This window comes from Enterococcus sp. DIV1368b, from assembly GCF_050529595.1.
GTDB lineage: Bacteria > Bacillota > Bacilli > Lactobacillales > Enterococcaceae > Enterococcus_B > Enterococcus_B mundtii.
This window is the reverse complement of sequence record NZ_CP172883.1, coordinates 1,899,046-1,913,538: the sequence shown is the minus strand read 5'-3', so window position 1 is coordinate 1,913,538 and position 14,493 is coordinate 1,899,046. Positions and strand designations below refer to the sequence as shown.

The 14,493-nt window shown below is 39.2% G+C and carries 11 protein-coding genes and 1 tRNA gene; 10 read left to right on the top strand and 2 right to left on the bottom strand.

All coding sequences use genetic code 11. The features are described 5' to 3' along the window. The first annotated feature begins 20 nt into the window (after positions 1–20). Both IGJ19_RS08765 and IGJ19_RS08760 read left to right on the top strand, forming a co-directional pair. Positions 21–587 (top strand): TetR/AcrR family transcriptional regulator, encoded by a 567-nt coding sequence (locus tag IGJ19_RS08765; RefSeq protein ID WP_023519894.1) that lies wholly within the window; start codon positions 21–23, stop codon positions 585–587. Positions 588–906: 319 nt separating this feature from the next. Further along, positions 907–994: transfer RNA gene (locus IGJ19_RS08760), tRNA-Ser, on the top strand. Between the two features lie 814 nt (positions 995–1,808). Here the strand turns inward: IGJ19_RS08760 and IGJ19_RS08755 are convergent. Next, positions 1,809–2,372 (bottom strand): hypothetical protein, encoded by a 564-nt coding sequence (locus IGJ19_RS08755; protein ID WP_086334835.1) that lies wholly within the window; start codon positions 2,370–2,372, stop codon positions 1,809–1,811. 653 nt (positions 2,373–3,025) lie between these two features. On the opposite strand from IGJ19_RS08755, the gene asnB reads away from it, so the two are divergent. After that, positions 3,026–4,921 (top strand): asparagine synthase (glutamine-hydrolyzing), encoded by a 1,896-nt coding sequence (gene asnB, locus IGJ19_RS08750; RefSeq protein WP_071868009.1) that lies wholly within the window; start codon positions 3,026–3,028, stop codon positions 4,919–4,921. A 130-nt stretch (positions 4,922–5,051) separates the two neighbouring features. Here asnB and IGJ19_RS08745 read toward each other — a convergent pair whose 3' ends face one another. Continuing rightward, positions 5,052–5,498, bottom strand: a complete 447-nt coding sequence (locus IGJ19_RS08745) for a DUF2188 domain-containing protein (RefSeq protein ID WP_010735127.1) — start codon at positions 5,496–5,498, stop codon at positions 5,052–5,054. A gap of 217 nt (positions 5,499–5,715) precedes the next feature. On the opposite strand from IGJ19_RS08745, the gene rpmG reads away from it, so the two are divergent. The 7 genes from rpmG to IGJ19_RS08710 all read left to right on the top strand — a co-directional run bounded on the left by rpmG (position 5,716) and on the right by IGJ19_RS08710 (position 14,363). After that, positions 5,716–5,880, top strand: a complete 165-nt coding sequence (gene rpmG, locus IGJ19_RS08740; RefSeq protein WP_373865805.1) for a 50S ribosomal protein L33 — start codon at positions 5,716–5,718, stop codon at positions 5,878–5,880. An 82-nt stretch (positions 5,881–5,962) separates the two neighbouring features. Continuing rightward, complete coding sequence (locus IGJ19_RS08735; RefSeq protein WP_086334834.1) at positions 5,963–6,454, top strand: dihydrofolate reductase; 492 nt, start codon at positions 5,963–5,965, stop codon at positions 6,452–6,454. A 315-nt stretch (positions 6,455–6,769) separates the two neighbouring features. Then, positions 6,770–8,446 (top strand): potassium-transporting ATPase subunit KdpA, encoded by a 1,677-nt coding sequence (gene kdpA / locus IGJ19_RS08730; RefSeq protein WP_086334833.1) that lies wholly within the window; start codon positions 6,770–6,772, stop codon positions 8,444–8,446. Between the two features lie 15 nt (positions 8,447–8,461). After that, on the top strand, positions 8,462–10,492 hold the full coding sequence (gene kdpB, locus IGJ19_RS08725) for a potassium-transporting ATPase subunit KdpB (RefSeq protein WP_086334832.1): 2,031 nt from the start codon (positions 8,462–8,464) through the stop codon (positions 10,490–10,492). Between the two features lie 36 nt (positions 10,493–10,528). Next, complete coding sequence (locus IGJ19_RS08720; RefSeq protein ID WP_430603707.1) at positions 10,529–11,050, top strand: potassium-transporting ATPase subunit C; 522 nt, start codon at positions 10,529–10,531, stop codon at positions 11,048–11,050. Between the two features lie 27 nt (positions 11,051–11,077). After that, a complete protein-coding gene (locus IGJ19_RS08715) occupies positions 11,078–13,702 on the top strand; it encodes a DUF4118 domain-containing protein (RefSeq protein WP_430603705.1) in 2,625 nt (874 codons plus the stop codon). Then, positions 13,680–14,363 (top strand): response regulator transcription factor, encoded by a 684-nt coding sequence (locus tag IGJ19_RS08710; protein ID WP_074800804.1) that lies wholly within the window; start codon positions 13,680–13,682, stop codon positions 14,361–14,363. The genes IGJ19_RS08715 and IGJ19_RS08710 overlap by 23 nt, the downstream gene beginning before the upstream one ends. The last annotated feature ends 130 nt before the right edge of the window (positions 14,364–14,493 follow it).

The following is a 14,493-nucleotide window of genomic DNA, read 5'->3' as shown; positions in this document are numbered from 1 at the left end:
ATGAAGTGGGGGAGTTTATTATGAGAAGAAAAGTCTATACGAAGGATCAAATTCTGAAAGCTGCATATGAAGTTGTTGCTAAAGAAGGATTTAAAGGTTTCACTGCACGAAATATCGCGAAGAAGATGGGGATATCTACCCAACCGATTTACTTAGAGTTCAAAAATATGGAAGATTTAAAAAATACGCTATTAGATGTTATCTTCCAACAGTTAGAAGAAGAAGTGTTTCCTGTAGAGCGTACAGGAGATAAAATCATCGATTTAGGATTGAATTATATTTATTTCGCTAAGAAAAACCATAGCCTTTATATGGCTTTATATATCGATGAGCATGGAAATGGTCAAAAGATGCATGATTTTTCTTATAATTATTTCCGCAAGTTATTAAAAGAGGACGCACGTTATAAAGATTTATCGGAAGAATATATCGATGCACTGCATACTGGTACTTGGGTAACTATCACTGGTATCGCTTCATTGATGTCTTCTAGTATCATGCATCCTACAGAAGAGCAAATCATCTCGATCATCAAAACGACGGTCGATTCCGTACTTGCAATTGAAAATCCAGAAAAAATACGCTAATTGCCACATCATGAGGTTGTGACAAAAGTGTTTAGCCTCGAGAAATAAAGCGCCATCCACGAAATTTGTTCTTCAAATTTATGTGGATGGCGCCTTATTTTTTCGAAGAGGTTACCGCCGTTTATTCAGTTGTAGATGGTGCGAGAGGATGAATATTGCATAAGCTACTTTATTCTTAGCGAATAACTTGAACAGTGTTCTTGGATTTAAACATAACAGTTATGGTATTTAAATGACCAGTTTACAAAACAAACAAGATTAACAAGAGTGCATAATACCTCTTGACATTTTTAGAAAAAAGATTAAAAATAGTAGGCATGGAAGGTTGGCAGAGTGGTAATGCACCGGACTCGAAATCCGGCGAACCGGCTAACACCGGCGCGCAGGTTCAAATCCTGTACCTTCCTTATATACCAACAGTTAGACACGATTTAGGTCGTGTCTTTTTTGTTGTATTTTTACCCTAAAATATTTTTTGACTCCCCTTTTGGTACTCCTTTTATACTTTTACATACTCCTTTCATATGATTTTTGAATTTTCAAACATGATCGATTTTATGTATAAATAAAGTTCTCTGTAAAAATAAAGAGACAACAAGGGACAGCCTAGTTATTTCTTGCAATCAATCGTTATGACAGTCTTTGCAGCAGTGAGAACAACCATCGAAACTTTTGGATGTGTGGGTTGTGCTTGCTTGATGTAGGGCTTCTTCACATGTAGAAAATACGCCAATAAAAAGTGCATCTTCTGGACAATGCGTACATGAGATCACGTGGACTTCGTGATTTCCTCGATCATCTGTGTTTTTGTTAAAATAATAAATTGCCATCTCTATCTACCATCCTGATTTATTTCAACGTTTTGCTCGTTGATAATTTGATTATACTGGATGGTTGAGTGAGCATGAGGATTATTTTTTCACTATGATGGAAGAGGTTGTTTTAAAAAATTCATGAAATAAGCAGGATAGAAGAAAAATTTTTATAAAAGTAGTGATTGCTCATTTTGATTTTTATGTTATCGGGGTCCCAGTGACTTTTTGGATTGCAATATGAAAATCGGTGACCTTCGTTTCTTGGGCAAACAATAAAAATTTATTTACAAGAAGATAAGCGCAGAAATCCAAATGGTGGTGTAGTCTTTTTTGGGTTGTGCGCTTGTTTTCTTGTATTCAAGTAATCTGTTCTCTTTTTTGATATCGATTTTCTATTTATCTGAAATCAACTAATATAGCCATGATTTTTTAAGGATTTTTGATGTTCGCAAGGTGTTCCAACGATCGTGAAAGGAGTTATTTTAGTCGTCGTCGTTTGGCCATTCCATTCATAGGCGTAATTTCTGCCACTCCAATTCGTGTCGCAAGCGAAGCAGTGATATTCTACCTCTATTCGTCCAGTTGGGTCTTCTGCTTGAATCCAGCCGATTGACTGAGCGGTGCCGTTTGTGATATTCGCTTGATTTAGATCCCAATCATAAGGATCTGAGCTAAAGGCGGTCAATGGTGTAGCAGGTGTATTTAATGCTTTTTCCAAAATTGGATCTTGTGTTTGTCCTTGTTCTGCAGGTGTTTGATTTACCAGCTGTTGATCATTTGAGCTTGTTGTTTCTGTTGTAGTTAATGAACGTTCGGTACTTTTTGTCTGTGAAGTATTCGTGGCTTCTTGAACTGTGGTGTTTTGGATTTCTGGTGCAAATAACGGGAATAGCATGATACCTAATATAAATGCTCCAATAATAGTTGTTACCCCTAACAATATCCCTAATAGTACTTTTCCGATTTTCATGTTGATCCTTCCTAACTTTAAAATAAAATATGTTCTCAAATTGAGCATCTCCGAAATTCGTTTTTTCGTCAAGTGATTTGATAGCAGGTTATAGTTATTGTATATTGATTTTTATTTCTTGAAATTTACCTATTCTGCAAAGTGAAGCAGGTAGTACAAAGAGATACTCAGTTATTTTCAAATGAAATAAGAGGTGAATAAAAAGTTTTTTTATATATTGTGCTGAGTAATTCTCACTTCTACCAAACAGAATATCTTACTTTTTTTCTCGCATGATGATTTTCTTACATGCCGACGTAAAAGACAGTGATGGATAAAAGGTCTCCTATCAAAGCGCAAACAAAGAAGATTTTAGACTGAAATAAAAAATGAAATCGCTTGTTATTTTGAAGATATATGTCTACAAAAATCTCCCTATTTATGAATAACATGAAATATTTGTAAACTATAGGAGAATCCAGTAGCTTCCTAGGATAAAACATGTTAAATTAATTGTTGAGTCTACTTTTTTTTAAAGATAGAGATTTTTCATTTTATTTGTTTTCATGTGACGAAATTGTAAGAGTGAAAATCATTCATTCTGAATGCCTTCCTGTGATAAGATTCATGTGGACATAATAATGGAATAGTAATTTTAGTAGGATGTGAAATAAATGTGCGGAATCGTAGGATTTGTTAATAACAAAGATAATAAAAAAGCAATCATCAATGACATGATGGATCGCATCATTCACCGCGGACCGAATAGTTCAGGTGAATACATTGATCGTGATGTAGCTTTGGGTTTTAGACGTCTAAGTATTATTGACTTAGAAGGGGGCACACAGCCCATTTACAATGAAGACCAAACAAAAATCATTATTTTTAATGGAGAAATCTACAACTATCAACCACTTAGAAAAGAATTGATCGATGCAGGTCATATTTTCAAAACCCATGCAGATACAGAAGTTTTATTACATGGCTATGAAGAATGGGGAACTGAGTTATTGCAAAAAGTACGTGGGATGTTTGCTTTTGCGATTTGGGATAATGAGAAAAAAGAATTATTCGGTGCAAGAGACCATTTTGGGATCAAACCGTATTACTATGCTGAAATGAACGGAACTTTGATGTTTGGTTCTGAAATCAAGAGTTTTCTACCACATCCAGATTTCAATAAAGAATTGAATCGGGAAGCATTGAAACCATATATGACGTTCCAATATTCTCCTTTAAATGGGGAAACATTCTTTAAAGGCGTCTATCGTTTACCAGAAGGTCATTATTTCACTTACAAAGATGGCCACATGGATATCCAACAGTATTGGGATGCGAACTTTGAAGAAAAAGGCACACAAAGCCGTCAAGAATGGATCGATCAAATTGATGACACAGTGAAAGCATCGATCGAAGCACACACGATCAGTGATGTGGAAGTTGGCTCGTTCTTATCAAGTGGGGTCGATTCAAGTTATGTGACTTCTGTTTTGAAACCAGACCATTCATTCTCAATAGGCTTTGATGATAAAACTTATAATGAAGCAATCGAGGCACGTAAATTAACAGAAATGCTTGACTTGGATAACACCGCAGCTGTCATTGATGGAGACATGTCCTTTAAGGCTTTCCCTTTGATCCAATACCATTTAGATGAACCAGATTCTAATCCATCTTGTGTACCGTTGTATTTCTTAGCGAATCTTGCGGCACAAAGTGTACGAGTCGTTCAATCTGGCGAAGGGGCAGATGAATTATTTGCTGGCTATCAATCATATGGCTTCCACACAAATTCAAAATTTATCCGAGTGATTGCTCAAGGATTGAAAAAATTACCGAAAGGCACTCGCTATAACTTAGGTAGAAAAATCGGGAAGATGCGTAATTTCCATGGTAGGATCCATTTATATGAATCATTAGCGCCTGCCAAAGAATATTTTATCGGACATGCACGGATCTTTGAAGAAAACGAAGCGGCCAACTTGTTGACGCCAGAATTTCAACAAGCCCCAACAGTCAAAGAAATCATGGCAGAACATTATGCGAAAACTGAAGGAATCCAAGACGAGATCAACAAGATGCAATATGTTGACTTACACCAATGGATGCCAAAAGATATTTTGTTAAAAGCCGATAAACTTTCAATGGCAAGTTCACTGGAAGTGCGGGTACCACTTCTTGATATCGAAGTAATGAAATTAGCGCAACAAATCCCAAGTAAGTATTTATTGAATCAAAACAATACGAAAGATGTCTTTAGACAAGCTGCGAACAAGCATCTGCCTGAAGAATGGTCAAATCGTGTAAAACTTGGTTTCCCTGTACCGATCAAAGCTTGGCTGAAAGAAGAACATGGCTATCACCAAGTAAAAGAATTATTTGAAGCTGATTTTGCGAAAGAGTTCTTTGATCAAGCGAAAATCATCCAATTACTTGATGACCATCATGAAGGTAGAAGTGAAGAACAACGTAAGATTTGGACGATTTTCAGTTTCTTGACGTGGTACAAAGTTTATTTTGTGGATGAAACGATTCCTCAAGCTGAACCGATCCAATATGTAACAGTTTAGACGATCCAACGATGTTTCTATTGAACGCAAAAACGAAGAGTGCCGATCCATAATGGGTAGACTCTTCGTTTTTTTTTTGCCGTAAATCGGAATGAGTTGATTTTTTATTCAAAGAGACGATAATATACAATCAGTAATGGACTTCTCGCTCGAATGTGCCATCTTTTTTATAGATCATTAAGGATGTTTCTTTATTACGAGCTACTTCTTTTCCTTTTTCAATGGCATCTTCTTTATGATCGAAGTGATTGCTTGCTTTTTCAGCGCCTTTAGAGCGAACGATCCAATGATCTTCTTCGAATTTGACTTCGACTGTGGCGTCTAATAATTTAGCTGCTCGCGGATTGCTATCATGCTTGTCATTTTTTTGTGGATTTTTCTCTTTTGAGAAAGCTTTCTTCTCTTTCTCATCTGCACTTTCCACCCATTCTTTGGCTTGACTGATTGCGATCGGGATTGCTCGATCATCAGGGTAACCTTCATCTAAAAGCGCATTGCCGATATCGATTGCTTTCTTTTTGGTCAACTCTTCCAAGTTCTTCATGGCTGGTGGGAAATCTTTCATATTCCAAGGCATAGTTAACTCCTCCTAAAAGAATAATTGATTTTACTACTATAACAAGTGTAATCTCAACTTGGTAAAAAGAAAAATCATCTGTTTCAATTTTTCCTGAGCTTGTTTTTTGCTCGTCAAGTAGAACTACTTAACAAAATCGTCAAAAAGGCTAGCAATCTGATAAAAATCATGGTAAGATAATCAAGTCTGAGAGTCATCTTAGAGGATTCTAGTATAAATGGGAGGGAAAATCATGCGCGTAAACATTACTTTAGAGTGTACTTCTTGTAAAGAACGTAACTACCTAACTAACAAAAACAAACGTAACAATCCTGATCGTTTGGAAAAGCAAAAATATTGCCCACGCGAACGTAAAGTTACTTTGCACCGCGAAACAAAATAATATGTCTAAAAAAGTTTGGGTCTGTACCCAAGCTTTTTTATTTTTAGTATAATCAAGTAGTAGATGAAAGGAGCGAGTCAAAATGTTTATTTCCATGTGGGCCCAAGACAAGAATGGATTGATCGGTAAAGATGGGTTATTGCCTTGGCGTTTGCCAAATGATATGCGTTTTTTCAGAGAACATACGGTGGATCGTTTATTAGTGATGGGGCGTAAAACATACGAAGGCATGGGCGACCTATCTCTTCCTTATCGCCACATCATCGTGTTGACTACCCAAGAAGATTTTGAGGTCAAAGAAAATGCAGAGGTCATGCATTCAATCGATGAATTATTGGCTTTTGCGGAGACTGTTTCAGAAGATATTTATGTTTCTGGTGGAAGTCGGATCTTTCAAGAATTATTGCCCCAGACTGGGATTATTTGGCGAACACTGATCGATGGTGAGTTTGATGGAGATACGTATATTGGAGAGATCGACTTTAGCGATTTTGAACTAGCAGAAGAACATATCGGTATCACGGATCAAGAAAACCATTATGCGCATCGCTTCCAAAAATGGGTAAGAAAGTAAGTTCTGATCATTGATGTATAAAATGAATGAGTGAAAGAAATAAAGGGAGATGTTCAAGATCATGGGAGCATCTTTTTTTTGTCTTTTTTGTAGAGAAACAGCTAAGTCAAGTGAGGGTTGCTCCTTAATATTTAGCTGTTTTTTTGTGTTGTATAAAGAACATATAAAGAAATTTCTTGAATATTAACACTATCTTTATAGTCCTTTGTCTATGATGAAAACAAAGGAGAGGAAGAAAATGATCTTATTTTTAGGTTGTATCAGTATGATTTTGTTAGCTTATCTATTCTGGTTTTTATTTAAGGGGGAAGAGCAATGATGAGTGCAGTATTTCAAGGATTGTTTTTCTTTTTTATTCTACTTGTTTTAGCCGCACCTCTTGGGTGGTACATCAAGTTGATCATGACAGGGGAAACACCAAAATATGTACGTTTCATCCAACCAATCGAACGCTTTTTTTATCAATTGATTGGTCCTGAGAGTCAAAAGAAAATGACGGCGAAGCGCTATTTAGCGCATGTGTTGGGTGTTGGGATCTGTTCTTTGCTATTTTTAACGGGATTATTGATGGTCCAAGGTTGGCTTCCTGGCAATAATGGCGTGGAAAATCTGTCATTTGATTTAGCCGTGAATACAGCTGTTAGTTTTGTGACAAATACCAACTGGCAAGCTTACACGGGAGAATTGACACTTTCGAATACGACGCAAATGCTTGGTTTGACTGTTCAAAATTTCTTGTCAGCAGCTGTAGGTTTAGCAGTTCTTTGTGCATTGATCCGCGGCATCATCCAAAGGAAATCGAGCCAATTGGGTAATTTTTGGCAAGATCTAGTACGTAGTTTACTTTACATTTTTTTACCACTTTCATTAATTACTGCTGTACTTCTGATTTCCCAAGGCGTGGTTCAAACGTTTAGTCATGGGCTGTCTTACACTGGTCTATCAGGAGAATCTTTATGGTTGTATCTAGGACCTGTGGCCAGTCAAGTAGCTATCAAGCAATTAGGAACCAATGGTGGTGGATTTTTCGGTGCAAATTCCGCTCATCCATTTGAGAATCCGACGATCTTTTCTAATTTCATCGAGAATCTCGCCATCTTGTTGATACCTACAGCGTTGATTTTTGCGTTTGGTTATTGGGTCAAAGAATGGAAACAAGGTCGAACGATTTTGATCGTTTCGTTTGTTTTTCTTTTTGCAGCTTTTGTAGGTGTAGCAATTAGTGAATATCATGGGCCCGCTTTTACGGATGTACTGGGTTCGCTGAATATGGAAGGAAAAGAAGTACGCTTTGGTGTAGGTTGGTCAAGTTTATGGGCTGTTAGCACAACAGCGGCATCGAATGGATCAGTCAATGCAATGTTGGACAGTTTTACGCCTCTCGGTGGTGGTATCCCGCTTTTCTTGATGCAATTAGGGGAGATCATCTTTGGTGGTGTGGGTAGTGGCTTGTATGGCATGTTGGCATTTCTGCTGTTGACGGTTTTTATTGCCGGTCTACTTGTTGGACGTACGCCAGAATATTTAGGCAAGAAAATCGAGGCTTTCGACATCAAGATGGCTAGTTTAGTGATTTTGACGCCTGTATTATTGACGTTGTTTGGTACGATGGCAGTTTCACTGCATCCTGATGTTTTAACTTGGTTGACCAATAAAGGGCCTCATGGATTTAGTGAGTTGCTTTATAATGTGACTTCTCTAGCAAATAATAATGGGAGTGCATTTGGTGGGTTGACGGCAGATACACCGTTTCTAAATCTTTTAGGAAGTGTCTTGATGTTGTGTTCTCGCTACATTCCAATCGTTGCTATTTTGTTCTTGGCTGAAAACATGGGAAGGAAGAAAACGATCGCGATCAATGATGGAACACTTTCAACAACGAATGGCACATTCATCTCCATGTTGATGATCGTTATCCTTGTTGTCGGAGCATTGAGCTTTTTACCAGCGTTGGCGTTAGGTCCGATCGCTGATCATTTTACCTTAAGTTAGAAGGAGCAAAATCAAATGAAAACTATTTATGTATGGGCAATCAAAGAAGCCTTTGTCAAATTAGACCCAAGACAACAAATCAAAAACCCAGTGATGTTCATGGTCTACATCGGAGCGATCTTAGCGACGATCCTTTGTTTTGAACAAACAACGGTGCCTTTATGGTTTACTATAACGATCACCTGTTTGTTATGGATCACCTTGTTGTTTGCAAATTTTGCCGAAGCAGTGGCAGAAGGTCGCGGAAAAGCGCAGGCAAATAGCTTGAAGCAAGCAAAAAAAGAAGTGATCACTTATAAGATCAATCGCTTAGAAGACATTGAAAACCAAGAATTTATTGAGATCAAATCTTCTGATCTCAAAAAGGGGGATCTGATTTATGTAGTATCGGGTCAACAAATTCCAGCGGATGGTGATGTAATCGAAGGAGCTGCTTCAGTGGATGAAAGTGCCATTACAGGGGAATCAGCACCAGTGATCCGTGAATCAGGGGGCGATCGAAGTGCCGTTACTGGTGGGACGACGGTGGTTTCTGATTACTTGGTGATCCGTGTGACATCCGAAAATGGACACTCCTTTTTAGATCAAATGATTTCGATGGTGGAAGGGACACAACGAAAGAAAACCCCGAATGAGATCGGGTTACAAATCTTTTTGATCACGTTAACGATCATCTTTTTAGCGGTCTCTGTTAGTTTAGTTCCTTTTACCGAATTCAGTAGTCAGCTGTCAGGTAAAGGGGCGCCGATTGCGACGATCGTTGTCATTGCTTTATTCGTATGTTTAGCGCCAACGACGATCGGTGCATTGATTTCATCGATCGGGATTGCTGGAATGAGTCGGTTAACGAAAGAGAACGTGATCGCAATGAGTGGTCGTGCCATCGAAGCAGCGGGAGATGTTGATGTATTACTGTTAGATAAAACAGGAACGATTACTTTAGGAAATCGTCGGGCAAGTGAGTTTTTACCGGTCAATGGCGTCACAGAACAACAATTAGCTGATGCAGCACAGCTCTCATCTTTGGCAGATGAGACGGCAGAAGGCCGCAGTATTGTCATTTTAGCTAAAGAAAAATTTGCTTTGCGAGAACGCATTTTTGAAAAATCTGAAGTGAAATTCATTGATTTTAGTGCGCAAACCCGCATGAGCGGCATGGATTATCGTGGCGATCAGATTCGTAAAGGTGCCGCAGATACGATCAAGAAATATGTGCAGGCACGTGGTGGACAGTATCCAGAAGAATGTGATCAAATCGTCGCAAAAGTTGCCCAAGCTGGCGGAACTCCTTTGGTGGTTGTAAAAAATGATCAAGTGATGGGAGTCATTTATCTCAAAGATATTGTAAAAAACGGCGTACAGGAAAACTTCGCAGATATGCGTAAAATGGGGATCAAAACTATCATGATCACAGGAGATAATCCTTTGACAGCAGCAGCGATTGCGGCTGAGGCGGGGGTCGACGACTTTCTCGCAGAAGCAACACCTGAAAATAAAATGGATCTTATTCGTGACTATCAAGAAAAAGGACATCTTGTAGCAATGACAGGTGATGGAACGAACGACGCGCCGGCATTAGCACAAGCAGATGTGGCAGTCGCGATGAATACAGGGACACAAGCAGCAAAAGAAGCGGGCAATATGATTGATTTAGATTCTAGTCCAACGAAGCTATTGAAGGTCGTACGTATCGGTAAACAATTATTGATGACTAGAGGTGCTTTGACCACGTTTAGTATTGCAAATGACGTCGCAAAATATTTTGCTGTGATCCCAGTCTTGTTTTATGGGATCTATCCCGAATTGGCCCAGTTGAATATCATGGCACTAGGTAGTCCTCTTACAGCGATTTTATCGGCTGTTATCTATAATGCAGTGATTATTGTCGCATTGATTCCTTTAGCGTTAAAAGGAGTCAAGTATACAGAAAAACCTGCCAGTCAAATTTTACGACACAATCTATTGGTCTATGGATTAGGCGGTTTAATTGCCCCATTCATATTCATCAAACTGATCGATCTCGCTTTGAGCTTTTTCTTGATATAAAAAGAAAGACATTTTGCAGAAAGAAGGAATTCACCTATGAAAAATATCCTTAGAGCACAGCTAAGTTTTTTATTCCTCAGCATCCTACTCCTTGGTGGGCTATACACCGTCGCTGTTACTGGTATCGGTCAACTTTTCTTTGCCCAGCAAGCCAATGGTAGTCAGAGAGTTGTTTCAGGGAAGGTGGTCGGCTCTTCGTTGATTGGACAATCCTTTCAACAGGCAGCTTATTTTAATGGAAGAGGGCAAGACGTGACCCAACTTTCACCAACCTCATCGGAGCAAAAGAAATTAGTAGAAGATAAAACAGAATTGGCACAACAAAGCGATCAAACTATGGAGATCCCAATCGATCTAGTCACAAACTCTGCAAGCGGTGTTGATCCGCATATCAGTTTGGCAGCCGCAGAAAGTCAAGTCTCTCGTATCGCTAAAGAGCGGGGACAAGACGTTGCCAAAATTCGTGCTATAATACAGGAAAAAGCACAGAAGGATTGGTTTTCAGATCGAATGTTTGTCAACGTGCTTGAATTGAATCTGTTACTTGATAACATGTAGGTGGCAGAGGGGTTAGGAGAAACAAAGATGGAAAGACAGGATGTTTCAGAAATGTTACACCAGCGTGAAAAAAGCCGAGGACGTCTACGGGTGTATTTTGGTTTCGCAGCAGGAGTCGGCAAGACTTATGCGATGCTGGCGGAAGCACAAGAGCTTAGCGTACTAGGTAAAGACATTGTGGTTGGCTACATCGAACCTCATGATCGCCCGGATACGAATCAATTATTAAAAGGGTTACCACAGATCCCTTTAAAAGAAGTGCCGTATAAGGGGCTGACTTTGAGTGAACCTGATATTGATGCCATTATCAAACGTCAGCCAGAAATCGTTTTGATCGATGAATTAGCCCATAGTAATGCGCCAGGATCAAGAAATCGCAAGCGATATCAAGATATCGAAGAATTATTGAATGCGGGGATCAATGTCCATACGACGATCAACGTCCAACATATTGAAAGCTTGAATGATATCGTTGAAGAAGTGACTGGGATCGAAGTAAAAGAAACGGTTCCGGATACGTTTTTCCAACAGGCGACATTGAAGGTCATTGATGTGGAACCAGATGAATTGATCGATCGTTTAGCGCAAGGGAAAATCTATGCCGATGAAAATGCAAAACGCGCCTTGCAGCACTTCTTTATTCCTAAAAAATTGGAACAGTTACGAGGTCTAGCGATCCAACGGGCTTCGGATCATATCAATCGTGTGATCGGTAAAACAAATGGTGTCCAAAGCAAACTAATCACGATCGTTCAAGATGCTTTCCCTAAAATGGCTGAGAAAAGTATTCGGTGGACTGCTCGGTTAGCTCAAGGCTTGGGGGCAGAATGGATCGTGCTATACATTCGTTCCGATGATCGTTTACAGGGGACGAATGACTTAGCGGAGAAACTTGGTGCAGAAGTCGTGGTGATCGAGGAGGATCATTCATTTGAAACAATCGTCGAATATGCTAAACTGGTCGGTGCAACCGATTTGATCATCGGTAAAAATTTGGCGAAACCGTGGACGGAGCGATTGTTTTCAGAAGAGCTGGATGTTCGATTGCTCAAACGATTGCCAGAAACTGAACTTCACTTGATTCCTTATAAAGAAAAACGTTCAACCATCCTTTCCCACTCCAAGAAACTAGTGGAAGGGGGAGGAAAAGATGTTGCGATTTCATTGATCTGTGTGTTCGTAGCAACGCTCTTGACTGAGGTGATGCAATATCTCCACTTCGGAGAACAAAACTTGATGTTGGTGTACATTTTCTTTATCTTACTTGTTGCCCGTTTGACCTCTGGCTATTTTTGGAGCGCATTATCTTCTATTTTAAGTGTCTTGGCTTTCAACTGGTTTTTTGTCGAGCCACTGTATTCCTTGACCGTATATAAACAAGGCTATCCGATTACTTTAGTCATCATGCTGATCGTTGCACTGATGATCAGTAATTTGATGGTTCGTCTGAAAAAACAGGCTGTCCATGCCAGAGAAAAAGAACAACAGATGGAAATTCTGTATGAACTGAACAAGCAATTTGTTTTAGCAGAAGACCAGCAACAAATCGTTGAATTATCTGCCACTTATTTAGGCAGACTATTGGATCGGGAAGTGATTTTCTTTGATAAACATGCCATCAAGCAAAGTCAATACACACCAAAAGATGCCCCATTTTTACTCGATCATCCAGAAGAAGCGGCAGTGGCTTATTGGACGGCTAAAAATCAAAAAGATTCAGGTTATGGAACTGATACATTAAGTGGCGCAAAAGGTTTTTATTTACCGATTGTCGCAAATGGGAAGACGTTAGCTGTTTTAGGGATTCGTCGCAGTCGCGGGCTTCCGATCGAGGATAGTCAATTGAACTACTTACGGTTAGTGTTGACCCAGCTTGCTGTTATCTTAGAGCAAACAGAGCTTAAGAATGAAAAAGAACAAATCGAGTTAGAAAATGAACGTGAAAAAGTTCGCAGTAATTTATTACGTGCGATATCCCATGATTTGCGTACGCCATTGACTGCGATTTCTGGGATTGCAGAAACACTTTTGCAAACAGATGAAGAGCTGAAACAAGCGACGCGCCAAAAATTGCTGACCGATATCCAGACAGAATCCCAATGGTTGATTCGCATGGTGGAGAATCTGTTGTCGATCACACGGATCAATATGGACACAATGCAAGTGAAAAAAACAACAGAACCGATTGAGGAAATCATTGAAGCAGTCTATGAACATGTCACAAAAGTTTATCCTGACAAGGAATTATTGGTCCATTTACCGACAGCGGTTTTATTTGTCGAAGTTGACCCTATCTTGATTGAGCAAGCGATGTTCAATCTGGTGGAAAATGCGTTTCGTCATGGATCAACACAAGGTCAAGTAGAAGTCAGCGTGTTCCAAGAGGGAGAACAGGTCATTTGTGAAGTAAAAAATGAGGGTGAAATCTCATTGAAGCAATATGAAAAAATCCAGATGAATCTATCCAATGAAGAAGAAGTACCAATCGATTCAAAAAATGGTCTTGGCATTGGATTAAGTATTGTCAAAACCATCATCCATGCCCATAATGGGAAATTAGAGATGGCTGTATCAGAAGGGAAAACAGTGGTTCGCATCTATTTGAACAAGAGTGAGGAGGTGACGTTACATGAGGAAAGTACTATTGATTGAAGATGACCCAACGATCACTGATTTTATGGAAGTCGTGTTGGCAAAAGAACATTATCACGTTACGATTGCCACAACTGGCATGGAAGCTTTGCATGTGTTCCAAGAAGATTCCTTTGACTTGATTTTGCTCGATTTAGGTTTGCCAGATATTGATGGCATCGAATTATTGAAAATCATTCGTAAACGACTGGCTACACCGTTGATCGTGATCTCTGCGCGAAACAACGAGCATGAAAAAGTCAAAGCCCTTGATCTCGGTGCTGATGATTACGTCACTAAGCCTTTTGGGATGAATGAATTACTTGCTAGGATCAGAACCGCTTTTCGTCATCGTAAACAAGAGGAATTACCTTCAGTCATCACCAATGGGGAATTGTCTTTGGACACAGAAAGCCAGCTGTTAACCAAAGCAGGAGAACCGATCCATCTCACTAAGAATGAATATCGCATTTTGCTCGTATTATTCCAACACCTTGGGAAGGTCGTCACTTATCGCGTATTAACATCAGAAGTTTGGGGGCCTTACGGAACAGATTCCCAAGTGTTGCGAGTGAATATGTCAAACATTCGGAAAAAAATCGAGAAAAATACCATTCGTCCAGAATATTTAATCACTGAGATCGGAGTTGGCTATCGGTTACGTGATTACCGAAATTCTTAGTAAGCGACAAACAAATTGAACATCGAAAAAAACAACAATCACCGAAGAATTTTACCTCTTGGTGATTGTCGTTTTTTGATGTGCTGTTTACCAGCTAGCACACTGAACACTTCTTTTATTTACAGCTCAA

Excerpts from the sequence above, each read along its gene's own strand:
- kdpB (WP_086334832.1), top strand. The coding sequence starts at position 8,462 with ATGAAAACTATTTATGTATGGGCAATCAAAGAAGCCTTTGTCAAATTA.
- IGJ19_RS08710 (WP_074800804.1), top strand. The coding sequence starts at position 13,680 with ATGAGGAAAGTACTATTGATTGAAGATGACCCAACGATCACTGATTTT.
- kdpA (WP_086334833.1), top strand. The coding sequence starts at position 6,770 with ATGATGAGTGCAGTATTTCAAGGATTGTTTTTCTTTTTTATTCTACTT.
- rpmG (WP_373865805.1), top strand. The coding sequence starts at position 5,716 with ATGGGAGGGAAAATCATGCGCGTAAACATTACTTTAGAGTGTACTTCT.
- IGJ19_RS08745 (WP_010735127.1), bottom strand. The coding sequence starts at position 5,498 with ATGCCTTGGAATATGAAAGATTTCCCACCAGCCATGAAGAACTTGGAA.
- asnB (WP_071868009.1), top strand. The coding sequence starts at position 3,026 with ATGTGCGGAATCGTAGGATTTGTTAATAACAAAGATAATAAAAAAGCA.
- IGJ19_RS08755 (WP_086334835.1), bottom strand. The coding sequence starts at position 2,372 with ATGAAAATCGGAAAAGTACTATTAGGGATATTGTTAGGGGTAACAACT.
- IGJ19_RS08720 (WP_430603707.1), top strand. The coding sequence starts at position 10,529 with ATGAAAAATATCCTTAGAGCACAGCTAAGTTTTTTATTCCTCAGCATC.
- IGJ19_RS08765 (WP_023519894.1), top strand. The coding sequence starts at position 21 with ATGAGAAGAAAAGTCTATACGAAGGATCAAATTCTGAAAGCTGCATAT.
- IGJ19_RS08735 (WP_086334834.1), top strand. The coding sequence starts at position 5,963 with ATGTTTATTTCCATGTGGGCCCAAGACAAGAATGGATTGATCGGTAAA.
- IGJ19_RS08715 (WP_430603705.1), top strand. The coding sequence starts at position 11,078 with ATGGAAAGACAGGATGTTTCAGAAATGTTACACCAGCGTGAAAAAAGC.